Below are 24,312 nucleotides of genomic sequence, written 5' to 3' on the forward strand. Positions count from 1 at the left end.
AGTTGGTGCAAATCATAAAGAAAAAGTACAAGTTCGTAAAGTGGAGGTGTCTGTGGTACTTGACCTGGATACTTGAAACACAATTTTGTATATAAAAGTGAATAGAGATCATCAGCATCATGATGGCGATAATGAGTACAGCTATCGCAATCTACTTTGGAGAATGGATAAAAGTTGTCATTCCGTTAAATCTCATTGCACTGTTACTACTTGTGCAAGTGGTCTATATTGGAATTCGATGCTATGTGAAAGACTGGCAGGAAGAACGGGGATATTTTTAAAGTAAAACGGGGGGGTGTATCAGAACATAAAGAGTATTAGCGTATTCCATAAACAAGAGCAAAACCAGTGTTTTGCTCTTGTTTAGTTATCTTATATCATATGCATGTCATCGTAGTATTAGTACTGATCTACATTTGTTTTATCCACTTTTTCAAATGGAACCCATACATATTTTTGATCATCTGACAAATATTTGATACCTTCCAATGATTGGTTTTGTGCCAAACGAGCGGCAGCTTTGATCAGATATTCACCCTGTCCGGAGCCGGACTGATAGATCGTAAATGCCATTTTGCCGTCTTTGATGGATTGACAACCGGCATCGGTGGCATCTACACCAATGACAGGGAGAGTATCAAAGGAAATATGGTTCTCCTCGCACGACTGGACGATTCCAAGTGCCATATCGTCGTTGTTGCATGCTACAACATCGACAGGCTGTCCGGTCTTGAAGAACAAGTTAAAGTATTCTTTTGCCGTGTCTGTTGACCAATCGGCATTGTCCTCGAAGACATAATGGATATTTTTGCCGGATGCATTTAAGGTATGTTTCAATGCATTTGTTCTTCCTAAAGTAGCGGAATGTGTTTTCTCGCCTTTGAAGATAGCCACATTAATGTCGTTTTTGGAAGAATATTTATTCAAGATATATTCTGCCTGATATTTTCCGGCTTCTTTCTCATTGGATCCAACGAAGATGTACTTGCCTGCTTCCAATCGCTCCGAATTAGGGCAGGAGTTAAAGAAAGCGATAGGCAGATCACCTGCAGCTACCTGTAATTGCAGTGCCGTATCTGTATCAACAGGGTTGCAGAGGATGACATCATAACCGCTATCTACTGCTTCTTTAATATGTGCTAATTGGTTTTCCAAAGAACCTTGTGCATCTTGCACTGTAAGTTCTGCACCAATTTTTTGAGCCTGTTGTTTCGCAGCATCAATGATCGTTTGGCGAAAAGTATCAGCCGTAGAGACCGTGAGGTACATTTTGATGCCGGAAGCATTATCACTCTGTGTACTGCCATTGGAGCAGCCCGTCAGCAAGCCAAGGCAGAGAACCACAGAAAATATTTTTGTCAATAATTTTTTTCTGTATTGCATAGTTATCCTCATTTCTGCGCAAATTTGCGTCTTATATTTTGAAACGACCAATATGTTCTTTCAGATTGTCTGCACTCTGTGAAAGTTCTTTGGCACCGTCCATGACAATATTGCTGTTATCAGCAATGCTGTTTGCCTGTGCCACCATGTTTTCGGAAGTGGCTTGGATTTCCAGTGTGCTGGCTGCCTGTTCTTCGGAAATGGCAGCGACATTTGTTGCTACAGAATCTACTTCGCTTACTTTAGTCATCATCTGTTTGATCAAATCTTCCGTTACCTGAATATCGTTAAAGATTTCATCGAAAGTACGCAACGCAGTATTGATCATGAGACTGCTGTCATCAATGTTTTTCATACTGTCAGCTGCCTGCTTGATGGTCTCCTGTACAAGACCGGTTACCTCGTTGATCAATTCCACGATGTGACCAACGGACTCGGTACTGGTCTGTGCTAACTTACCAATTTCTGTTGCGACAACGGCAAATCCCTTGCCGGCTTCTCCGGCGCGTGCTGCTTCAATCGAAGCGTTCAGGGAAAGGAGATTCGTCTCATCTGCAATATTACCAATGACGCCTACGATCTTTTCAATTTCCTCAGAAGATTTTCCGACCTTATCGATTGCCTGGTCTAATTTCCGGATAGAAGAACTGATTGTCTCCATTGCATCATTGACTTGGCGCATATCGTTTTTACCCTGAATGGAAGCGGTGACAGTCTGCTGCATATGTGACTCTACCTTTGTACTTGTCTGTTTTGTATCAGAAACGACCATAGCAAGTGTTGTGGCATTGTCGGCAATTTCGCTGATAGAGCGGGAAAGCTCATCGACGGTGACGTTCAATTCTTGCATGGATTTTGCCTGTACGGATGCGGAATCATACATTCCTACGGACAGGTTGTTGGTCGTGTCTGACTGCTCAGATACTCTGTCGGAGATTTCGTGGATCTCATACAACATACCCCGAATGGAATCTAGGAAATGCCGGACACTTCTGCCCATATGTCCAATCTCATCACTGCCTTTGACCTTGACATCAACGGTGAAATCACCATCTGCCATTGTGGTAATTGTCTTAGTAAGTCTGCGTACCGGTTTGACAACCAGATGTATAATTCGTTCGACTAAAACGACCAGAACTAAAAGGGCAACGACTGCGATAACGACCATTTTGTACGAAGACTGTTGACATCTGCGTAAATGATCTTGTCCGGAATGTAGGACACCAGTACCCAGTTTGTTCCGGAAACGGTTTCAAATCCGGTCAGATTACCATTCAATTCACAAGTGTCATAATCGTTGTCGGAAATCTTCTTTGCTACAGAGGATAAAAAGGCATCCTTGTTGGATGTATCCAATTTCGTGGACACGAGAGAAGAATCACGATGTGCCAGGATCGTTCCGTCGTTCGTATCGATCAGAAAGGCTGCGGCATCATTCATTTTGACAAAGGAATTAACGATTACGGCAATTCTCTGAAGAGATACATCTGCAGAGATTACGCGGATCGTGCCGGAACCGTCATTTAACAATGCGGAAGCACTGACTTGGTTTGTTCCATCGTCACTTTCGTAAGCACTGCCGTATTTCATATTAATACGGGAAAGTCCTTCCTGGTACCAGGTAGACTGTGTAACATCATGAAAAGTCTGCTCTGACTTGCTGGCCTTGATGACATTACCTTCCTCATCAGCGACATAAAGTCCGTTTGGATAATTGGCATTATACTCATAGTAGGAATCTAACAACTTTTGCAATTCCGCACCGGACGCTTTGGTCTGCTCAATGGTCTGCTTTGCCATAGAAAATGCTGCAAGATTTTCATTTAGCCATCCGGCAATACTTTCTGACTGATAGCTGATGGAGGAATCCAACAGACTGGTTGCATTGTTGGAAATGATCTTGCCGGAAATTGTGTAGGACAGTAAGATCATGACAACGATCAAAATGGTTACAACCGGTACGATGGTTCCAATGATCTTTGTTTTGATTGAAATCTTCGTGTTACTCTTTTTCTTAGAAGGTTTCAAAGATGTTTCTGTGTTTGCCTTATTTTTCATAGGCGGTCACCTCTTTTCATAAACTATGGTTTTTCGATAGAAATCTTCTCCACATATTGAGTTGCTATGTTTGAAAAGTTCCACTTAGATAACTCGAAAATCCGCTTTTTCAAAGCCTGTTATGTGTTTTGAAAGCTAATTTGTTCGTTAATAACCCCGGATAACCAAATGCCTGCATTGTGGTCGCTTGGATCTCTCTTAGGTATAGTACATTATAACATATATACCACGAGATTTGTAGATAATTTGCTGTACTGAAGATTGTTGTAAAACTTTTGATTTTGCTTGACACAATCGGTGTCGATAATGCTTCTACAGATGGAAGCCCTGAGAGGATCCTGGAGAAGTATGGAAGTATGGCGATCAGGTGACACTGTTGCAAAATGCAGAGAATCTTAGGGGATCCGGTGGATTTAATACAGGGCTCCGGCTTGTGTTGGAAAAGGGTTACTCTTATGCGATGTGTCTGGATGATGATGCGATGGTAGATGAACAGGCTATCGCGGAATTGTATACTTATTTGGAGCAACATCCCGATACGGGAATGGCAGGTGCCAGAGTATACCATACCCAGATGCCGGAGTATGTGCAGTAGTGCGGGATGAAGATTGATTTGGCGCAGGGCATGGTGCAGACATTATATGCGGATGTGCCGGAGGATGGAACTTTGCCGGAGGTTGTGGAATGTGACAGTGTGGCAACTTGTGCGGTCATGATACGCACGGAGGCGATCCGAAAGGATCACATCGGGATCATACCGGAAGATAATTTTATTTATTGGGATGATACGGAATGGGGACATCGGATGCATCTTGCCGGGTATCGGACGGTGACTTTGGCGGCAGCGAAAGCCTTACATCAGATGGGAGCGAATAACAAAAAAGATGGGAGCGAATAACAAAAGACCAAATACTTTTATAGAATATTATATGTGGAGAAATCGTTTGCATTTCTTTATGAAGTATACACCGAAGGATCAGTTGGAGCAGATGAGTGTGAACACTTTGGAAATGATCTTTGATGCCATGCTTAATGGCACCAATGTGAAAGCATGATATTTGAAAGCAGAGCGTATTATCAGGGGATGATTGATTTGAATATTCTTGAAAAGGGAGAGGATTATAGGAACCTGAAGAAAAGTTATGTCATTTATATCTGCACATTTGATCAATATGGAAAGGGTGTATCGGATGCTTTCACGCAAGATCTGGAGGAGGCGGTGCAGTCAGTCCGTCAGAATGAGAAGTGGAGGCTGGATTATATGACATTACAGCAGGAATATAGGGAAAGATATGAAGAGGGAAAGCTCGAGGGAAGGCTCGAGGGCAAAATAGAAATATTATACACAGGGTTTCATATGACTCCATCCCAAATTGCGGATAAACTTTCCTTGCCGGAATCTGAGGTGCTACGGATTTTAGCAGAACTGCAAGAGTAAAAGGTAGAATATTTGTAAAAGTGTATAGTAATTCAAAAAGATATTTGATATAATTACAAGCGGGAGCAATGGGGATTGTTCCCATTTTTTTAATGGTAAAGGAAAAAGATCGTAATGTGGTGGGATACCTCCAAGAATTGCAAAGCATCTTGGAGGGCAGAACGCTGGGGTTGTTTTGTACAAAATGGAAAGGAATGGAATTATATGCGCAAGAACAAAAGAGTATTGGCGGTGCTGCTGAGTGCAGCGATGACGATCGCTTCATTGACATCCGGTGGAACAGGGGGTGTGCCGGCTCGTGCAGCGACTTCGACATCATCATTTCAGGATCTGAATCAACAGCAGATCACGGAGGCAATGGGAGTTGGTTACAATCTGGCAATTCGCTCGAAGCGAATGATGCCGGAACTCCGAATGAGACAGCATGGGGCAACCCGAAGCTGACGGAGCAATTTGTACTGGCTGCGAAAAGTGCAGGCTTTCAGTCGATCCGCATTCCGGTGTCTTATCTGAACAAGATTGACGATAATAATGGATATCAGATTGATTCTGCCTGGCTTGACCGTGTGCAGGAGGTTGTGGATTATTGTGTGAAGAACGATATGTATGCGATTGTGAATATGCATGGAGATGGCTATACGACGATCAATGGAGGATGGCTTCTTTGCGGAAGCAGCGATCAGACGAAGATCCGGGAGAAGTATAAGGCATGCTGGCAGCAGATTGCAACGCGCTTTAAGGACTACGATGAGCATCTGATCTTTGAGTCGATGAATGAGGAATTTGATGGAACTTATGGTGATCCGAACAGAACGTATTATGAGAATATTAATACATATAATCAGATCTTTGTGGATACGGTTCGTCAGACCGGCGGCAATAATGACAAGCGCTGGCTGTTGATTCCGGGATGGAATACGGATATTAATTATACGGTTGGTGATTATGGTTTTGCGCTGCCAACAGATCAGTATTTGTCATCCGGTGTGGCAGCCGGAGAGAAGAGGATCATGATCACCGTTCATTATTATGCTCCATGGGAGTTCTGTGGAACGGAATCTCAGGCGGTTACGCAGTGGGGCAGCAAGGCAACGGATTCTACGAAGAAGGCATCCTGGGGGGATGAAAGCTATATGGTATCCCAGTTCAAGAAATTAAAAGATAAGTTTGTTTCGCAGGGATACCCGGTGGTGATCGGAGAGTTTGGTGCGATCAATAAGTCTTCGATAGACAGTCAGAATACGGTATGCCGTGCCGATTTCTATCAAAAGGTCTGCTATTATGCGAAACAGAATGGTCTGGTACCGGTAGCATGGGATAATGGTTATAACGGAGTGTATGGCTTCTGTCTGATCGACCGTTCAACGAATACGGTTGTACATCCGGAGGTTGTGAATGCGGTGATGGAGATTTACCGTGCATCCTCTACGGCAACAGGGATTTCACTGGACAAGGATCGGATTACAGTCAGTGTTGGCGATGCGGGAGTACAGCTTAATGCTTCTCTGACACCGGCGGACAGTCAGGATCTGATCTCCTGGTCATCCGATGATGACACGGTCGCAACGGTGAGTTCATCCGGACTTGTTACGGCAGTGGGCGCCGGAAGCTGTACGATCACGGCATCTGTGGCAGGAGGCTATAAGGCAGAGTGTAAGGTGACAGTGCCAAAAACGACATATATCCGTACGAAGCTTTATATGATGAATACGAACGACTGGGGCACTACCGTCAGCGAAGAAAGTGCAGATATCACGACAGCAGATCAGGAATATACAATGACCTTGAAGGTGACGGATACGCAGCTTCAGAATATCGGTTCTCTGTATTTGAAGGATATTCAGGCGACGGAGCCGGAGGATTCACCGATCAGCTATGCCACGCTTAAGGTAAAGTCCATAACAGTCAATGGAAAAGAGTATTCCATGAATAATAGTGTGTTTACTTATAATAGCAGCTTGAAGAGTACAACAGGAAAAGCGAACAATGTGTTTGACTTTGCATTTGTCAATATTTGGGCAATTACCTATATTGATGATGTGACTACGGAAAGCAAGAAAGCATATTTTAATGGGGTATCTTATCAGGGGACGAATACGATATCTATGACATTTGAGGTATCCGATGTTAAGGCGAATGGGACAGAGACACCGAGTGCCGCACCGAGCAGTACGCCGAAGGTGACGACATCGCCAAGTGCCGTACCAAGCAGCACACCGAAAGTAACAGTGTCTCCAAGTGATACACCGGCACCGGGCCTTACACCAAGTGCCGTACCGAGCCAGACACCAGCACCAAGCAGTGCACCGGGATCAAGCGCAGAGCCAAGTCAGACGCCGGCACCGGGAGAGACTGGCGTGCCAAGTGCAGAGCCAAGTGAAACTCCGGCACCAAGTGATACAGCCCAGCCGAGTGCAGAGCCAAGTGAAACTTCTGCACCAAGTGATACAGCCAAGCCAAGCGCAGAGCCAAGTCAGACACCTGCACCGGGAGAGACTGACAAGCCAAGTGCATCACCAAGTCAGACGCCTGCACCAAGTGATACAACAACCCCAAGTGCATCACCGAGCCAGACACCGGCACCGGGAAATACAAAAGCTCCGGGTACCGGTCCGAGCGCAACATCGGGGACAAACGGAGACAACTCACACACCGCAATGAGCTTTACTTTGAAAGCAAGTGTCAAAGGTGTAAAGAATCTTTCGGTTGGAACAAAATATAAGCTGGCAGCCGGAAAGAAAATGACACTTTCCGCGGACTTTATCACAGACACCGATGATCAGGAAGTATCGTTTACAAGCAGCAAATCATCTGTTGTAAAGGTAAATGAAAACGGTGTTGTGAAGGCAGGAAAGAAGACTGGAAAAGCAGTGATCACCGTGACGGCAGCAGACGGAACAAGTCGTAAAGTTACTGTTCAGGTTATGAAAAAAGCAGTGAAAAAGCTTGCGATCAAGAAGGGATCACGCAGCCTGAAGAAAGGCAAGAAGCTGAAATTAAAGGTTCAGGCAAAGCCGGGCAAGAAACTGGCATCGAATCAGTATTACTGGAAGACGTCCAGTGCGAAGAAAGCAACAGTTTCTGCAAAGGGAATTGTGAAAGCAAAACAAAAGGGAACTGTCAGGATTACTGTTTATGCAACGGATGGAAGCGGAAAGAAAGCATCCGTTAAGCTGCAGGTGAAATAGTCAGAGATTGAAATATTAAATGTGTTGGATTTGCTTGCAATTGCAAGCAAACATGGATAAAATATTAAGAAAAAGGAGGCGATACTATGGCAAACACATCTGCTGTATATGCAAGAATAGATACGAATCTCAAGGATAATGCGGAGGGAATTCTTTCGCAACTGGGTATTTCTCCCTCAAGTGCAATTCAGATGCTTTATAGTCAGATTGTATTGAACAAGGGAATGCCGTTTGAATTGCGCCTTCCTTCTTCAAAGCCGTCATCTGTTGGTGCGATGACCAGAAATCAGCTTGATGCAAAGTTGCAGAAGGGTGTCGATTCTATTAAAGCAGGCAGGGTATATTCTGCTGACGAAGTGGATGAGGCGCTTGCAAAGGAGTTTGATATATGACAGATTACTATGCAGTAGTTTATTCTGCAGTGGTCGAGATATCAAAGGAATTATAGATTCTGATGCAGATGAAATCTGAATAAACTGAGAAACGCCAGTACCGGCATTGCCGCTACTGGTGTTTCTCTTTTTTATTATAGACTCGTTTTCAGCTATCCCTACTCCGTGCGTCTCAGACGGTCAACTACACTGACCCTGCTTTCCTGACGATAGAGCAGTGCAGGAACGGTGCATCCGACAATCAGAAATACGAGAACGGCAATAAATACCGGTACAAGTGTTGGGCGCGCCGTGAAGAACCAGACGGTGTTGGTAAACATATGTCCGATCGGAAAGGTCAGTACGGTCGACAGCGCCAGGGCAAGCAGCGATGCGCTGATGGCGTAAAACAGGCCTTCTTCGATCAGCATGGTGCGAAGCTGACGGTTCGTCATGCCAACGGACTGCAGCACGGCAAATTCATGCTGTCTTGTCAGGATGCCGGTCAGGATCGCATTGATAAAGTTCAGTGTGCCGATCAGCGCAATGACTGCGCACAGGAAGCCGCCGCAGATTATGAAGAGATGCTTGAAGCTGTTGAGTGAAGCACGCTGCGAAGCACGGCTGTCGAAGCTGAGCTCGCTGGCAGGAACGGAGGTCTGACGTTTCAGATAACGCTCCGCGCTGGTTTCCGCTTTGCGGTTTGGCGTATCAAACAGATAAAACAACCGGGATGCCTTCTGACCGCTGTCCGCCAGAAACTGATCGTGCGTGAGAACCGTGGAATAGGAGTCAACGGAGAAGTAGCGGTAGCTCATGCTGTACGGCACGCTGACCAGAGCACACACGGTGTAATTGATATTGCGTGATTTAAAAATATGGTACTGCAGGTATTGTTCCGGGGTAGAGTCATCAGCCGGCTCGCCGGTGCGCGCATCAATAACGCCATCCTTCCGGATATAAGATACCTTCAGAGTATCTCCGACCTTTGGATATTTCTCCGGGTTAATCATATTTCCGTAATCGTCTGTATCGACAACGATTGCGATCGCATGTTTTGATGTGTCCGATAAAGCGGACAGATCTCCGCTGTGAATGGTCAGCTTTGAAAGCAGGGAGGAATCCAGAATTTCCAATTGCATATCGGACGCAATCCGACCATTCCGGTGATCCTCGTAGCTTAAGCTCTGCTCCAGCTCCTCTTTGGTATAGATATCATCATGGAGCTTGCGGTAGGTCTTCTCTGTGATCCATGTGACCGGCTGGATGTCATCTTTTGGCTTGTAGCCACAGCCGCTCAGGCTGTTCTGGGTGTTTTGCCGGATCTCATCGATCGTGTTCTGTGAGATGTTTTCATTCATGTTTCCGTCATAGCGGAAATAACTGTTATTGCTGACGATGAAATCGCCGCACAGCATTCTGGAGAGATATTTGTCCATATCAAAGCCGTTGACGAACAGCACCAGAATATTTAACAGTACGATGGACAGAGACAGCGATATCACGACTAGAACAGTTTTACGTTTGTTTCGTCCCAGGTTGGCAAACGCCATCTGATGAACTCTGGCTCCGCGTGTGCGGCGCTTTTTGGCATGCGAGCGTGAAAGCTCCGTATATTTGGCGGCTTCTACCGGAGATACTCTGGAAGCCATTCGTCCCGGACGGAAGCAGGAAAGAAGAACCGTGCCGAGAGCGAAAAGACCGGCACCAAGGAAGATCCAAGGGGATGTGCTGATCGTGCCGGACAGTGAAAGGTTAGAACTCTTTAAGATCAGCGGAGTCATTTGGCATCCGATCAGATAGCCGAGAACAAGTCCGATCGGAATGCCGATCAGACAGAGGAAGAGAGCCTGCTGTCGTATGATCCGGCGAAGCTGTGCCGGGGTGACACCGATGGTTTTGAGAAGTCCGTAAAATCGGATATCACTTGTGACGGATATCTGGAAAATATTATAAATGATCAGGAATCCGGTAAAGACGATCAGGAGTAAAAAGCAGATGACACCGACCAGGGAGATAGTGTCCGGATTATCGGACAGACGGGAGGCGGTATATCCCCAGTTAGCACCGATACGTACGCTGTTTTCTTCGTCGCGTGTGTTCCAGTTGTAACCGAGATCTGTGTCGATATTCTCCATTGTTTTCTCGATATTAAAGCTGGAACGGAGCATAACGTTTAAATCGCTGCGAAAGTTTGTGAGCCCTTCTTTCTGACCGATGGCGATTGCCTCGTCCACGTAATCTCTGGAAACGTTGATATAGTGAACCGGCATGACATCATCAAAGTTCCAGTAACCGACCAGAGTAAATGTGGCGGTCTGCGTGCTGCCGGACTGTGTACTGTCACAGAGTGTGTAGGAGAGAGAAACTTTTTCGCCAAGTTTTGGTGTGACGCCGAGAAGCTTTAATGAGCCTGTGTCCATTGCGATTTCGTGTCCCTTTTGTGGGACACGTCCGGTGGTTGGTGTGGCGTAGCTCCACTTTGCTGTGTTTGGATCCATATAGCTGATTTCTGCGCTGCATTTTTCGAAACCGTCATCTGATTTTGTACCGATGACAATGCGGGTGCCGCTTTTTTTGATGTCAGGGTGTGCCTGAAGTGCCTTGATCTGCTCATCGGTAACGTCTTTAAAGGTTCCGTGGCTGTAGCCGCCGATCTGACGGAAGGTATAGGTTTCATAGCTGGCGTTGACCGACATCATCACGGTAAACAGCGAGGTGAATAAAAGTGTTGTCAGTGCGATTGCAATGATCGCGATGATATTACGCTTTTTGGCTGCTTTTAAAGCACGAAAGCTTAAGCGGCGGATACATTTATGATTGGAAACATGCATACTTTCACCCCCTAATTCCGACGGAAGATACAGCCGTCTTCAATGTGAATGATACGGTCTGCCATCTGCGCAATCTCTTCGTTGTGGGTGATCATGACGATCGTCTGGCCAAATTTCTCGCTGGTGACTTTTAAGAGACTTAAAACGTCCTGGCTTGTTTTGGAATCCAGATTACCGGTTGGCTCGTCGGCGAGAATAATCGACGGTGTGCCTGCGAGTGCCCTTGCAATCGCAACACGCTGCTGCTGGCCACCGGAAAGCTGATTCGGAAGTGCTTCCAGACGATCCTTGAGTCCGAGTGTTTCTGCAATCTGATCAATATATTCGCGGTCGATCTTTTTGCCGTCCAGCTCCAGCGGAAGCACGATATTTTCATAGAGATTTAAGACAGGCACCAGATTGTACGACTGGAAAACGAAGCCGATCTTGCGGCGGCGAAAGATCGTAAGCTGCTCCTCGGAGAGCGAGAAAATATCCTTCCCGTCGACCATTACTTTACCGGTTGTGGGACGATCCAGTCCGCCGAGCATATGAAGCAGCGTGGACTTTCCGCTTCCGGAGGTGCCGACAATAGCGGTAAATTCGCCCTTTTCCACGGTCAGATTGATGCCGCGCAGAGCGTGAACGGCGTTTTCCCCATCGCCGTATATTTTGGTGAGATTTTCTGTTTGTAAAATAGACATGATTCATTTCCTTTCTTTGTAGATCTGTAAACACGTTCAGTATGACATACAAATCTTTCCACAATCTTTCAAGGCAGGAAAAAATTATGACGGTTTTGTAAGAATTGCCGTCCGGGTTAGGAGAGAGGAAGATAAACAGAGAAAACAGAGCCTTTGCCGGGGACGGAGGAAACCTTAATATAGCCATTCTCTCCGGACAGGATTTTGCGGGAAAGATACAGACCGATGCCGACGCCGCTTTCATCCTGTACCTGACCGGAGCGGTAGAAGCGCTGGAATATTTTAGGAAATTCCTCCTCGTCTATGCCGATGCCTGTATCCGTGATATCGATCCTTGCAAACAGCTCATAGGTGTAAACGGAGACAGTAATGCCGCCGGTGGAGGTATATTTGATGGCATTGTCCAAAAGATTGCCGATCGCTTCGCTTGTCCACTTCGGATCAAAGCAGACCGTGGCATCGGCTTCGCAGACAGTCAAGGAAAGCCCCTTGGCTGTGGCGGCAGGTATGTACTGCTCCTGAAGCTGGAAAAGCATGGGCATAATCGGCTGCTTTTTGCAGGAAAGCGCAATGATGCCATGTTCCAGACGGGATAGTTTGACCAGAGAGTCGATCAGAAAACGCAGCTTTTTCGCCTGAACTTCGATCGCCTGAGCACTGTTTCTGGCAGAATCGGAGAGATTTTCTTCCAGTAAAAGCTCACCGTAGAGCTGCAGATTGGCGATTGGTGTTTTGGTCTGATGGGAAATGTCGGCGATGAAGGTTTTGATACGGTCTTTCTCGGTGGCAACATTCTGCGCTGAAAGAGCGGATGCGGAAAGATAGTGTGCGAATTTTGTTTCCAGAGCGGATAACAGGCTTTCGTCAAAAGTATCCTCGGTAAATTCTCCGTTTATCGCGAGAGTTAGCATGTGATCCAGCGTCTCCATCGTGCGTTTTGTCTTGTGTCTGTTCCACAGAACAACAGCGGTGGCGGTGATCACGGCGGCTGCTGTAACAAATATATAAAGGTTCATTTATTCTCCATTCTCCCAGCGGTAGCCGATTCCGTAGACAGTCCGGATGCAGGACTGGGCATGCAGCTTGTCGCGAAGGCGTTTGACGGTGACGGAAAGTGCGTTGTCGTCTACAAATTCACTGCCGTCCGTCCAGATGCGGTCGGTGAGCTGATTGCGTGTCAGTGTGATACCGCTGTTGGACGTCAGCAGATATAACAGCTTCTGTTCGGTGCGGCTAAGCTCGACGTCAGAGCCATTCAATGTGAAGCGAAGCCTTGCAAAATCAAACGAGTAGTCTCCTTGAACAAACACAGAGGATGTGTCTGTCGTGGAATGACAGCGCAGCTGCGTTCCGACACGCGCCCGTAGCACGGCAAGGAAAATGGCTTTGTGATATAGTCATCGGCACCCTGCTCCAGACCTTCGACAATGTCCATGTCCGTGTCATTTGCGGTTAGAAGGATCACAGGCATCTGCGGTGTCTGTTCCTTGATCTCACGGAGCAGCGTAAGACCATTGCCGTCCGGCAGTGAGATGTCAAGCAGGACCAGAGACACGCTGCCGGTTATAAGCTGTTCTCTGGCAGCCTGAAGACTCTGGCAGGAGATAGTCCTGCGTCCGGGTTCTTTTAATGCCCGGCACAGACCTGCGTTTAAGCCGCGGTCATCCTCAACGATCAGTATTTGTTCCATGGTAATCCGACATTCCTTTCTGGCTTTTGGCATATTTTTGATATATGTCATGCTTTACAATATAGATGATTATAGATGTTTTTGCACAGAAAGACAACCGGATCGGAAACATCATGGCAACAGAATATACATAAAATAGACACAGATCCGAGGTATACTTGGTAAAAAGTGAGAAATTGCCCGTTTACTTGCGTTTGTCATCCCTTTCCGGTTGACGAATATGAAGATTTTGCTATAATAATTCAGAGAATTATTACAATATAATATACGCGAAGGGAGAAAGGATCATAGTGATCGCAGAATGCGGATAATGGTACCCGGTAGTCGGCGGACTGCTGTGTGGACGCTCCTTCGGATTTGAAAAATGAAGTTTTTCAAATGGATGATTTTTCGTATAACAGACGATATAACAGATAGAAATATAAAAATATTGTTGTATATATTTCACAAAAGAATGACACGCATAGTATAGACAGAAGAGGAAGTGATAGAGATGATAAGAGAGAGGATGAGAATAGACCGGTTCCGTACATGGATCGGCATGGCAGTGCTTTTGCTGGCATTTGCGGTTTCACCGGCAGTACGGGTGCAGGCAGCGCAGATTACGATTGACGGAGATCCGCAGGAGTGGACCGGCGTGGATATGCAGAATTCTTCGGACAGCGCCGTGGCAAAGTGGGCTGTGATGCAGGATGACGATTATGTGTATTTTTATGTACAGCAGAATGGTGGTAATGAGTACTACCTTCCGATCAGCAATACGAATATTGATATTAAGTATGCAAGCGGTCAGGGCGGCAGCAATACCCAGATCCGTTTTACTTATATGATGCAGGAGTTCAAGAACGCCTGGTACGGAGATATTACTGGCGTGAAGAAGGCATATGCGCCAAGCAAGGAAGCGAACAAGTACGAGATTGAGTTTGCGATTCCGAAGTCCTTTTTCAGTGAGGATGATTATACGATCACCTACGGTGGCATCTCTGTCAAGAGCAGTGATATCAAGCATGTGAAGGATCATGAGCAGCCGACACCGACGGCAGCGGTATATCAGGGCATTACGATCGATGGAACCTTTACCGACTGGGACAGCATTTCCAAAAAGAAGATCGATGACCGGTGGATCGATGAGACGGCAGCCGTATTTGACGGGGACTATCTGTATCTCTATGTGAAGGAGAAGGAGAATGGTTCTGCGACAGGTGCCGGAGAGCGCGGCAACGGTAAGTATACGATCTATACCGACCTCGGCAGACATACGACTTTCCAGATCCGGAAGGATTATATCGAGGGGATTGACGGAGCGAAGGTTTCTTATTCCAACAAGCGTTATGAGATTGCCATTCCGGCATCTGCCCTGCGCCAGTATAAGGATACGATTTCTTTCGGATATTATATGCGGGACGATATGCTGCTCGATGATATTGCCAATCTGAAGGAGGATACCGAGACAGACAAGACCTTCAACAAGATTGTTTACGATGGCAAATATTCCGACTGGGATTATTATCCGCATCAGCTGATCCAGTATTCGACCAGCGGTGGAACCGGTAATGATGCCGAGGCGGCACTTTATGTGGAAGGAACGACACTGTATGGTCATGTTCTTTCTATGCTCCATATGAACGAGAAGGAGTTTCAGCCGTTTGCGCTGCGTCTGAATGAGAATGATGAGACTACCATGGGACTTCGTCTGGTGACGGTCGATAAGAACGGCAATATCAATAAGGATTGTAAGATCAATAATCTGGATGCGGGAACGTATGAGTATTATCTGTGGGATTTAAACTCAGGCTCATCAGCAACGAATATCAACGATGATGATGCACCGATCTATGGCAGAATGTATCTGACGGTCCGACAGACAGCCGATGGTAAGTCAATCTCCGATGAGATGGAATTTGAGGTTGATCTGGAGAAGTTAGCGAAGCATTTTGATCTGGATCCGACGGATCTTAAGATGATCCAGGCGAAATACATTAATATTGGTAATGAATGGGTATCCATTGCCGGTACATCGACCGGTACCTGGATGGGAATCTCTCTGTGCGGACTTTCAGTGCTGGCGGTACTGTGGTTTCGGAGAAAGAGAGCGAAGGTGGTATAAATGACACCGATATTAGGATGGATCATATTTGCCGTGTGGCTTTACGTTCTGTGGGTCACCCGCAGAAGCGAGCTGCCGGCATGGCATTTTATATGGGGAGCTGTGGGCTTTTTGTACTGCTGATGATTTTTCTTCGTCCGTACTGTACACAGCCGCTGGCACAGGTTGTCGCTGCACTGGCGGGAGGCTTTGGCAAGCTGACCGGTATGTTTCAGTCGTACTTTAAGTATGGTGTAATCTTTGTCAATACAAGAGCGGGTGCCATTTCTCTTCTCATTGACTTTGAGTGCTCCGGCATATTGGAGATCATGGCATTTGTGGCACTTCTTGCATTTTTCCGTGCATATACCGTTTATGAGAGAGTCGTGGTAGGGATCCTTGGAACGTTTTATATTATTCTGGCAAATGCGCTGAGGATCATTGCAATCTGCGTGATTATTTATGTGTTTGGCATGCCATCCTATTATGTGGCACATACCTTTGTGGGACGTATCCTGTTTTACGCACTGTCCGTTTTATTGTACTTCTTTGTATTTACCAAGACCCAGATCATACGCCAGAAGGTAGGTGGCTTTACGTATGGAACTGATAAATAGATTCTGCAATTCATTTTTATTCTGGGCGGCATGGATCATCATTCCGGTGATGATGGAGATCGTACCTTCTCTTGGAAGTGTGTTTGTCCTGATCAAGAAGCATATATTTCATAAAGAGATCATAAAGCCGGCGATTGATCCGGAGATTTCTCTGATCATTCCGATCTATAATTCGATGGATACGCTGGAGCAGTGTATCCGTTCCATTGATGAGAGCGATTATCCGGATGAGAGGATTCGTATCTTTCTGGTGAATAATCAGGGGCAGGATGACAGCTTTCAGGTGTTTTGTGACTGTCAGCAGAAGTATCCACAGCTTCAGATGCAGTGGCTGAATGCGAAGCAGGGAAAGTCGAAGGCACTCAATATGGCGCTGTTTAACAGCGAGGGCAAATATATTATTCATATTGACAGTGATGGTCTGTTGGAACGGTCGGCGCTGCGCAATATGGTGTATCGTTTTGAGGCGGATCAGACGATCGAGTGTATGACAGGAGTCATTCTTACCGATCCAAAGCAGGTGCAGGCGTATCCTCCGGTGCTGCCGCGTATTCTCCGTAAGGTGGAGTTTATGGAGTATGCACAGGCGTTTCTTGCCGGGCGGAATTACTCGGCGGAGGTAAATGCGGTATATACACTTTCCGGTGCATTTTCGGCATTCCGCAAATCGGCAGTATTAAAGTCGCAGCTTTATAACACGGATACGATCTGTGAGGACACACAGATCACATTCCAGATGAAATATCTGCAGAAAACCAAAGTCGGAATCTGCGAGGATGCGATTTTCTTCGTGGATCCGATCGAGGACATGAATAAGCTTTATACGCAGCGTCAGCGGTGGCAGAGAGGAAGTCTGGAGGTTTCTCATCTGTTTCTGAAGGACAAGTTAAAGGCACGCAATATGCTTACGAATGTCGGTGTGCGGACGCTTCTGTATGACCATACTTTTGCGTTTCCGAGAATGATCTGGTATCTGGCGCTGATCTGTCTTTTGTGTATGAATTATTCGTTTGCGCAGATTGGATATTCGACACTTTTTCTGTATGGACTTTATGTGCTGATCGGCGTATTTTATTATATTTCGACGGTAGGCTTTCTGAAGAATTTTAAGGAGATCCGAAAGTATTATGCGAAGCAGTGGTATGTGATCCCTGTTCTTCCGATTTTTAATCTGATGGTGTTTTTTATCCGTTTTGCCGGTGTGATCAACAGCATCAATACGGACAGTGCATGGAAGACAAGAAATTTCACACAGGAAAAGGAGAGCTTTGTACAGACTGTGGCGAAGGATTTCAGTGTAGTGGGTCATTTTCTTGGCAGGATCAGGGATTTTGTGAATAATGAGGAGTAAATCGTGAGAAAGACAAAGTTTTGGAAATGGATCACCAATATAAAAGTGATTTCCGTGCTGATCGTTGTGGCAGCAACCGGAATGGGGGTGCTGGGCGTTCATCAGGCGCAGGAGTATGAGCGGAGTACACTGGCAATCTATGCGGAACAGCAGGATGCGTATGTACAGCTTGTGCTGGATCAGATCAACCTGCTGGAGGATCGCAGCGACGAGGAGATCGTTCAGAATATCCTCGGCTCTCTGGATACGTCCGGCAGGAAGTACTGGACGCTGACGAAGGATCAGGCACTTTTGTTCGTAAAGGATATTACGGAGACAAACCGGTATAAGGGATTGACGACGGAGACATTTTTTACCTCGGACAGTGCAGCGCATTTCTTAAAGAAGCTTGCGGTAAACCGGGTGGTTCATCAGATGATCACGTTGGATGGCGACCGCTATGTGGCATCCGGTGTGATCTTTGAATATAACGGTGCGCAGTATAAGATCTGTCTGCTGACCAATGATACCGTGATACTGGATAACAATGTATTTTTGTCCTCCAAGATCGGTCTTTATGTGTTTGGCGCGATCCTGCTTGGCATGCTGCTCTTGGTGGCAATGATCTTTGCAAATGTTGTTGATCTTCGTGACCGCAGGATCCGTAAGCTGGAGAAGCATATTACGAGTCTGAATAAGGTGCTGGAGGAGCAGACAGAGACGATCCGCGAGATGGACAGCTATCATACAAGATGGAGCATTTTCCGTCTGCCGATGCTTGAAATGTTTGTGGATAAGCTTGCCGAAAGAAAGACGGCGCCGCTTACGTTTGTGGAGCTGGAATTTGCATCGAAGGAGGAGCGGAAGCATTTCCTGAATCAGGCGCAGATTTTGCTGGATGAAAAGGTGATCCGGTTTGAGAACTCATCGGATCAGGAGATCGTGCTTTTGTTCCTGCAGTATGAGGAATGTGAGGCAATAAAGGGAATCGAGGCAGTGAGCGCGCAGGCAGGTGAGTGCAAGGTGCTGCAGAGTGAGACATATACCGGCGAAGGGGAAGCACTGATAACGGTATATGAGCGGTTTACAAAGAAGCTGGCAGAAAGGATGGAACAGGACGATGACGAACACAACATTTCGGGAATACAAATTTAAATTTTATCTGAATGCCAATCATTTTATTGTGATCAACGGAAAAGAGGGAGAGGTGCATCCGCATACATGGGAGTTTATGGTGGATGTACTGATGAGTGACCAGAAATTCGTACAGTTCGATGCCTACGAAAAGGCAATCGACGAATATTTTAATAAATATCAGAACCGCGTGTTAAATGAGATCGATCCGTTTGATCATATGGTGCCGACGCTGGAGAATATGTCGGATTATTTTGTGAATAACATCCGGCGCATCGTCAAGGAGCTGGGAGGTCATCTTGTGAAAATGGAGAGCAGTGAGACACCGACCAGAAGCTATGTGATCAGCTTTGAGCGAGAGGCGGAATATCTGGAGAGCATTCGGAGAAGCTCGAAGGAACAGATGAGTCAGGTGGTTGATGGCATTTTAGACCGTATTATTGATTAAAGGAGAGTACCGTGAAGAAGCAGGCAGGAATCACGATGACGATCATGCTTTATCTGATGGCAGCCATAGCGATTGCCTATGTGATCCGAATCGGTGGAAATTATCCGACAGGTGTGGACACGATGTGTCATGTCTATAAGGGAGACGTGTTGTATCATGCGATCCGGCAGGGAAACTGGTATCCGCTTTATGACCGGTTCTGGTACAACGGTGTGCAGATGATGCGCTATTGGGCACCGCTGCCGGTATATTTTCTGGCGTTTTGTCAGGCAATCGCCGGGGGTGTGGATCTGGAGGGGTACCTGGTCTTTGTATCCCTTGTCTTTTATCTTGGAGCACTGGTATGGCTTTATATCGGCATCCGCAAGAACCGTCTTGTATTGGGAGCGTTTATGGGGGGATTGTGGTTTTTTATGCCCAATAACCTGTACGCTCTTTTTGTGGAGGGAAATCTTCCGCGTTCCCTGTCCATGGTTTTGCTGCCGCTGTTTATTTATTTTGTCAGCGAATATCTGTTTGAAAATGACTGGCGCAGTCTGATCATGGCGGTTCCGGTGTTCGTGGGGATCGCACTTTGTCATGTGGGGTATGCCGGTATGATCGCGTTGGCGATGCTTTTGTTTCTGCTTGTATACCGGATCCTTTATCACCGTACCGGCAAGTGCATTCCGGTGATCGTAAGCATTATTCTGCCCTTTATGATCATTGGGATATGGCTGTATGCATCCTTGAAGGGAGGCATTACATCGACGGACAGTTCACAGGTCATGAAGGGATTTTTCCAGGATGCGGTGATCTCGCTGAATCCCCTGCGTCGTCTCACCAGAGGAAATACCGATTTTTATTTCGGCTTTGCGGCATTTGCGGTTGCCGTGTTTGGTGCATTTTGCAGTAAGAGACGTTCTATGACCGGATTCTGGGCGGCACTTCTGATCTTTGCATGTACGACGACATCTATGTATGCGGTGCTTTCCAAGCTGCCGGGTAGTCAGTATCTGTGGATGCTTCGTTTTATTTCAATCGCGCTCGTCATGATCCTGTACAGTTTTATGATGTGGACTTCGCTCAAGCGGGGCTTTGTGATCCTGTGCTGTGTGCTGCTGGTATTAGACTGTATTCCGTCCTATGGACTTATCTGGCATGGAATCGGGGAACGAACCGCAAAGGAGAATATGCAGCTTAGTGCAGATGCAAGTCTAATCACAAAGGCAAGAAGTATTACGAAGCAGAGAGTGGCACTGATGGATGGCAGCAGACTCGGCGCGATGGCACCATACCTTCTGACAGACTATGATGAGGAGCAGACGCAGGGGACATATGGTGCAGGCTGGCAGTCAGCGGCTACCGCAGTCAATATTGTAGAACTCAATGAGGCGGTGGAAAGAGGCTTTTATCCGTATCTGTTTGACCGGGCGCTGGAGCTTGGCAATGATACGGTGTTGATAAAGATCAGTGAACTGAAAAATGGAAGCAAGGATATCCCCGACGTCACAAATGCGGCGAAGGAGCAGGAGTTTACACTGGTACAGTATAACAACAGCTTTCTGTTATATCACCGGGAGATCAGTACTGTTTTTGGGACAGTCTGCAAATATGACGGACTGGCGATCGGCAATGCGGCGGCATCGCTGACCTACAGCTATCCGGATATTACAAGAGGAGATTCGGCGAATCTGGATGACTATACCTTTGCAGAACTTTCAGGATACAAGGTGATCTATCTGTCCGGTTTTTCGTACAGTGATAAAACGAAGGCTGAGAAGCTGGTGAAAAGGTTAAGTAATGCCGGAGTGAAGATTATCATCAGCGGAGATGGTATTCCGCAGGATGCACATACGAAGGAACGGGACTTTCTCGGTGTGAGTTGTCAGGATATTTATTTTGAAAACGGCTATCCGATTCTTTATACTGCTCAGGGAGAGCTGGATACGCTGCTGTTTGATAAAGAAAACGCACAGTGGAAGACGGTATATTTTAACGGATTGGATCAGGCGGATGGTTATCTGTATGATTCAGGCATGCGTGTGGACTTTGCAGGGACAGTATATAACGATAATATCGTGTTTATCGGTTTGAATCTGTCGTATCATTATTTCCTGACAAAGGATGAAAATGTCGGTGCATATATGGACCGGCTGATGGGAGATCAGCTCAACTCCCTGCCGGACAGAACGATCGTGCCGCTAAAGATCACATATCGTTCTGACGAGATACGGATCGAGTCACCGAGGGATAATGTGAATACGTCACTGGCATACCATGATATTTTCCACAGTAAGCAAAAGCTGTTAAGTGAGCATGCACTGACAGTGGTGCGCCACGGTGTGACGGTGATCCGGTTGAAGTATCCGTATGTGATGCAGGGAATGATTTTAAGTCTGGCAGGAATTATCGGCTATCTTTTCTTTATCTTGTGGCTTCGCAGGAAACATCATGATTTAGTTACGAAGGAGAAACGACCACAGGAGGTGAAAGGATGAAGCATGAATTTTCTGATATTTTAGTGTTGATTCCGGCGTACGATCCGGATGAGAAGATGATCTCCTATGTCCGCAATTTGGAACAGGAAGGCTTTGAACGTATTCTGCTGGTCGATGATGGCAGCAGGCAGGAATGCCGGTGGTGCTTTGAGAAACTTGAGGCTGATGAGCAGGTGACAATTCTGCGTCATTCGGTCAACTGTGGAAAGGGACGGGCACTCAAGGACGGGTTTCGGTGGGCGTTGGAACATATGCCGGAGTGTGTGGGTGTTGTGACGGCAGATTGTGACGGACAGCATAGCCCGGAGGATACAGTGAAGACGGCGAGGGCATTGATCGACGATCCGCAGGAGTTAATTCTTGGAACCAGAGATTTTAAGCAGGAGCAGGTTCCGTCTAAGAGCCGTTATGGCAACCGGATCACGACGGCAGTGTTTGCTCTGTTCTACGGTAAATGGTTAAATGATACACAGACGGGACTTCGTGGCGTGGGAAGAACACATTTAGAGGAGATGTGCAGACTTGACGGGGAACGATATGAATATGAGATCCGCATGCTGATCTATGCGGCAAGACACAGAATACCATTCCGGGAGGTTACAATCGACACGATTTATATCAATGATAATGAGACGTCGCATTTCCGCCCATTTCATGATTCGGTGAAAATATACCGGGTGATCCTCGGAAACTTTTTGAAATATACGTTATCCTCGCTCAGTGCATCGCTGGTGGATATGGGGATTTTTGCGCTGTTTCAGGTCTGGCTTCTTTCGGGGCTGGAATTAAAATGGAATGTGCTGCTTTCAACGATCGTGGCAAGGGCAGTTTCTTCTCTGTACAATTTTTTGGTCAACAGGGCGATTGTGTTCCGGGCATCGGGAAGTCTGGCACGGATGGCGGCAGGCTACTATGCACTTGTGATGGTTCAGATGGGCTGCTCGGCGGGATTGGTGTATCTGTTGACAAGGCTTGCCGGAGGTTATGCCGTTCCGGTTAAGATACTTGTTGATACCCTTCTGTTCCTGATCAGCTATCAGATCCAGCATAGGTGGATCTTTCGTGGGGACAGATAAGCCGTAATGTGAACAGAAGGAAGTCAAATAAAATACAATGTGAAATAACAGAATAAATAAACAGATTGGGAATTAAAATGAATGAAAATTATATGAAAGAAAGACCGGTGGTGCCTCTTCTTTTGTCGATGGCACTTCCTATGGTTATTTCGATGATGGTAAATTCGCTGTACAATATTGTGGACAGCTTTTTTGTGGCGAAGATCAGTGAGGATGCCATGACGGCATTATCGCTTGTGTTCCCGGTACAGAATTTTATCAATGCGGTGGGAATCGGCTTTGGCGTCGGGATCAATGCGGTGATCGCACTTTATCTGGGTGAGGGCAATGAAGAAAAGGCAGATAAGGCGGCGACACAGGGACTTGTCTGTGCGGCAGTCCATTCCGTTATTATGACGGCGGGAAGCATTGCGGTGATGCCGGCGTTTTTAAGAGTGTTTACGTCGTCAGAGGACGTGCTTTCCTACGGCATCCGTTATTCGCGAATTGCCTTTTTGTTTGCTCCGGTGATCATGTTTGCAATGGCATTTGAGAAGATTTATCAGGCGGTTGGCAAAATGAAAGTCACAATGACAAGTCTGATGTGTGGCTGCATTGCCAACATTATTCTGGATCCGGTACTGATCTTTGGAATCGGACCGTTTCCGAGGATGGGAATTGAGGGGGCGGCTCTTGCAACGGGAATTGGGCAGCTTCTGCCACTGATCATTTATCTGGTGCTGTATCTGGTACGTCCGATCCGTGTCCGGATCCGTATGTCTGATATCAGACCGGATAAGTATATTATTGGTAAGCTGTATTCCATCGGCATACCGGGAACATTGAATCTGGCATTGCCGTCACTTCTGATCTCAGCACTGAATGCGATCCTTGCGGCATTTGCGGGAAGCTATATTTTTGTGCTGGGCATTTATTATAAGCTGCAGACCTTCTTGTATCTGTCGGTGAATGGTATTATTCAGGGAATGCGTCCGCTGATCGGATTTAATTACGGCGCGAAGGAATACAAAAGAGTTCAGAAGATATTCCGTGTGGTACTGCTTATGAGCGTTGTGATCATGGCGGTTGGCACGCTTTTGTGTCTGACGGTGCCGGGAACGCTGATGGGAATGTTTACGGATGTGCCGGAGACGATCCGGGTAGGTGAGACAGCACTTCGGATCATCAGTGCCGGCTTTATCGTTTCATCAGTGTCAGTAGTTGCTTCCGGGGCACTGGAGGGAATCGGAAAAGGGATTCCGTCGTTGATCATTTCTCTCTGCCGCTATATCGTGGTGATCATTCCGATGGCGTTTTTGTTAAGCCGTCTGATCGGTCCGACCGGTGTCTGGCATGCTTTTTGGATCGCCGAACTGGTGACAGCGGTGATATCTGCAATCCTTTGGAAACGGTCAAGTTCATATAATATTTAGAAAAAGAAAGAAAATCTTAAGAGTATTTTGAGATTTTCTTTCTTTTTTTCTGGTATATTAGTTGGCAGATGGAGAAGCTATTGA

21 protein-coding genes and 1 pseudogene are annotated in these 24,312 nt (G+C 46.5%); 15 read left to right on the forward strand and 7 right to left on the reverse strand.

Translation table 11 applies throughout. From position 1 onward, the window contains the following. Positions 1-116 precede the first annotated feature (116 nt). Positions 117-281, forward strand: coding sequence for a DUF6040 family protein (locus DXA20_RS15985; RefSeq protein ID WP_330420598.1), 165 nt, complete (start codon positions 117-119; stop codon positions 279-281). A 118-nt stretch (positions 282-399) separates the two neighbouring features. On the opposite strand, the gene DXA20_RS02830 is transcribed toward DXA20_RS15985, so the two are convergent. Genes DXA20_RS02830 through DXA20_RS17430 form a run of 3 tightly spaced genes read right to left on the reverse strand, consistent with a single transcriptional unit; the run spans position 400 to position 3,441 of the window. Continuing rightward, a complete protein-coding gene (locus DXA20_RS02830) occupies positions 400-1,383 on the reverse strand; it encodes a substrate-binding domain-containing protein (RefSeq protein ID WP_243100508.1) in 984 nt (327 codons plus the stop codon). Positions 1,384-1,414: 31 nt separating this feature from the next. Beyond that, a complete protein-coding gene (locus DXA20_RS17425) occupies positions 1,415-2,551 on the reverse strand; it encodes a methyl-accepting chemotaxis protein (protein WP_330420590.1) in 1,137 nt (378 codons plus the stop codon). Then, complete coding sequence (locus tag DXA20_RS17430) at positions 2,521-3,441, reverse strand: cache domain-containing protein (RefSeq protein ID WP_330420591.1); 921 nt, start codon at positions 3,439-3,441, stop codon at positions 2,521-2,523. The genes DXA20_RS17425 and DXA20_RS17430 overlap by 31 nt, the downstream gene beginning before the upstream one ends. A 367-nt stretch (positions 3,442-3,808) precedes the next feature. On the opposite strand from DXA20_RS17430, the gene DXA20_RS02840 reads away from it, so the two are divergent. From DXA20_RS02840 to DXA20_RS02870, 6 genes are all read left to right on the forward strand, one after another. Further along, positions 3,809-4,036, forward strand: coding sequence for a glycosyltransferase (locus DXA20_RS02840; RefSeq protein WP_118559221.1), 228 nt, complete (start codon positions 3,809-3,811; stop codon positions 4,034-4,036). Between the two features lie 6 nt (positions 4,037-4,042). Beyond that, positions 4,043-4,339 carry a glycosyltransferase family 2 protein gene (locus DXA20_RS02845; protein ID WP_118559222.1) on the forward strand — a complete coding sequence of 99 codons (297 nt, stop codon included), beginning with the start codon at positions 4,043-4,045 and terminating at the stop codon, positions 4,337-4,339. Continuing rightward, a complete protein-coding gene (locus DXA20_RS16075; protein WP_158577106.1) occupies positions 4,326-4,496 on the forward strand; it encodes a hypothetical protein in 171 nt (56 codons plus the stop codon). Before DXA20_RS02845 ends, DXA20_RS16075 begins: the two co-directional genes overlap by 14 nt. A 38-nt stretch (positions 4,497-4,534) precedes the next feature. Further along, positions 4,535-4,879, forward strand: coding sequence for a hypothetical protein (locus DXA20_RS16330; RefSeq protein ID WP_199877041.1), 345 nt, complete (start codon positions 4,535-4,537; stop codon positions 4,877-4,879). Positions 4,880-5,073: 194 nt separating this feature from the next. Continuing rightward, positions 5,074-8,067 (forward strand): cellulase family glycosylhydrolase, encoded by a 2,994-nt coding sequence (locus DXA20_RS16620; RefSeq protein ID WP_243100509.1) that lies wholly within the window; start codon positions 5,074-5,076, stop codon positions 8,065-8,067. 86 nt (positions 8,068-8,153) lie between these two features. Next, on the forward strand, positions 8,154-8,459 hold the full coding sequence (locus DXA20_RS02870) for a type II toxin-antitoxin system RelB/DinJ family antitoxin (RefSeq protein ID WP_022306481.1): 306 nt from the start codon (positions 8,154-8,156) through the stop codon (positions 8,457-8,459). Positions 8,460-8,617: 158 nt separating this feature from the next. Here DXA20_RS02870 and DXA20_RS02875 read toward each other — a convergent pair whose 3' ends face one another. The 4 genes and pseudogenes from DXA20_RS02875 to DXA20_RS18270 all read right to left on the reverse strand — a co-directional run bounded on the left by DXA20_RS02875 (position 8,618) and on the right by DXA20_RS18270 (position 13,645). Next, positions 8,618-11,272 carry an ABC transporter permease gene (locus DXA20_RS02875; RefSeq protein ID WP_118559223.1) on the reverse strand — a complete coding sequence of 885 codons (2,655 nt, stop codon included), beginning with the start codon at positions 11,270-11,272 and terminating at the stop codon, positions 8,618-8,620. An 11-nt stretch (positions 11,273-11,283) separates the two neighbouring features. Beyond that, positions 11,284-11,955: an ABC transporter ATP-binding protein gene (locus DXA20_RS02880; RefSeq protein ID WP_118559224.1), complete on the reverse strand. Its 672-nt coding sequence runs from the start codon at positions 11,953-11,955 to the stop codon at positions 11,284-11,286. Positions 11,956-12,071: 116 nt separating this feature from the next. Continuing rightward, a complete protein-coding gene (locus DXA20_RS02885) occupies positions 12,072-12,971 on the reverse strand; it encodes a sensor histidine kinase (RefSeq protein ID WP_118559225.1) in 900 nt (299 codons plus the stop codon). Further along, positions 12,972-13,645, reverse strand: a pseudogene (locus tag DXA20_RS18270) (response regulator transcription factor). Between the two features lie 493 nt (positions 13,646-14,138). Between DXA20_RS18270 and DXA20_RS02895 the strand changes: the two are divergent. The 8 genes from DXA20_RS02895 (at position 14,139) to DXA20_RS02930 (ending at position 24,228) form a co-directional block, all read left to right on the forward strand. Continuing rightward, the gene (locus DXA20_RS02895) at positions 14,139-15,752 is read left to right on the forward strand and encodes a Firmicu-CTERM sorting domain-containing protein (RefSeq protein WP_022306476.1); all 1,614 of its coding nucleotides are present in this window, start codon (positions 14,139-14,141) and stop codon (positions 15,750-15,752) included. Between the two features lie 35 nt (positions 15,753-15,787). Then, positions 15,788-16,348, forward strand: coding sequence for an exosortase family protein XrtG (gene xrtG / locus DXA20_RS02900; protein ID WP_243100510.1), 561 nt, complete (start codon positions 15,788-15,790; stop codon positions 16,346-16,348). Continuing rightward, complete coding sequence (locus tag DXA20_RS02905) at positions 16,332-17,699, forward strand: TIGR03111 family XrtG-associated glycosyltransferase (protein WP_118559226.1); 1,368 nt, start codon at positions 16,332-16,334, stop codon at positions 17,697-17,699. Before xrtG ends, DXA20_RS02905 begins: the two co-directional genes overlap by 17 nt. 3 nt (positions 17,700-17,702) lie before the next feature. Beyond that, positions 17,703-18,833 carry a hypothetical protein gene (locus DXA20_RS02910; protein ID WP_118559227.1) on the forward strand — a complete coding sequence of 377 codons (1,131 nt, stop codon included), beginning with the start codon at positions 17,703-17,705 and terminating at the stop codon, positions 18,831-18,833. Beyond that, positions 18,799-19,260, forward strand: coding sequence for a 6-carboxytetrahydropterin synthase (locus DXA20_RS02915; protein WP_022306472.1), 462 nt, complete (start codon positions 18,799-18,801; stop codon positions 19,258-19,260). The genes DXA20_RS02910 and DXA20_RS02915 overlap by 35 nt, the downstream gene beginning before the upstream one ends. Before the next feature lie 11 nt (positions 19,261-19,271). Further along, entirely contained in the window at positions 19,272-21,740 is a 2,469-nt protein-coding gene (locus tag DXA20_RS02920) for a 6-pyruvoyl-tetrahydropterin synthase-related protein (protein ID WP_118559229.1), read from the forward strand. After that, the gene (locus DXA20_RS02925; protein WP_118559230.1) at positions 21,737-22,816 is read left to right on the forward strand and encodes a bifunctional glycosyltransferase family 2/GtrA family protein; all 1,080 of its coding nucleotides are present in this window, start codon (positions 21,737-21,739) and stop codon (positions 22,814-22,816) included. Before DXA20_RS02920 ends, DXA20_RS02925 begins: the two co-directional genes overlap by 4 nt. Positions 22,817-22,893: 77 nt before the next feature. After that, the gene (locus tag DXA20_RS02930; protein ID WP_118559231.1) at positions 22,894-24,228 is read left to right on the forward strand and encodes an MATE family efflux transporter; all 1,335 of its coding nucleotides are present in this window, start codon (positions 22,894-22,896) and stop codon (positions 24,226-24,228) included. Positions 24,229-24,312: the final 84 nt, after the last annotated feature.

Origin of the sequence: Roseburia sp. AM59-24XD (assembly GCF_003478445.1) — a bacterium.
GTDB lineage: Bacteria > Bacillota > Clostridia > Lachnospirales > Lachnospiraceae > Jutongia.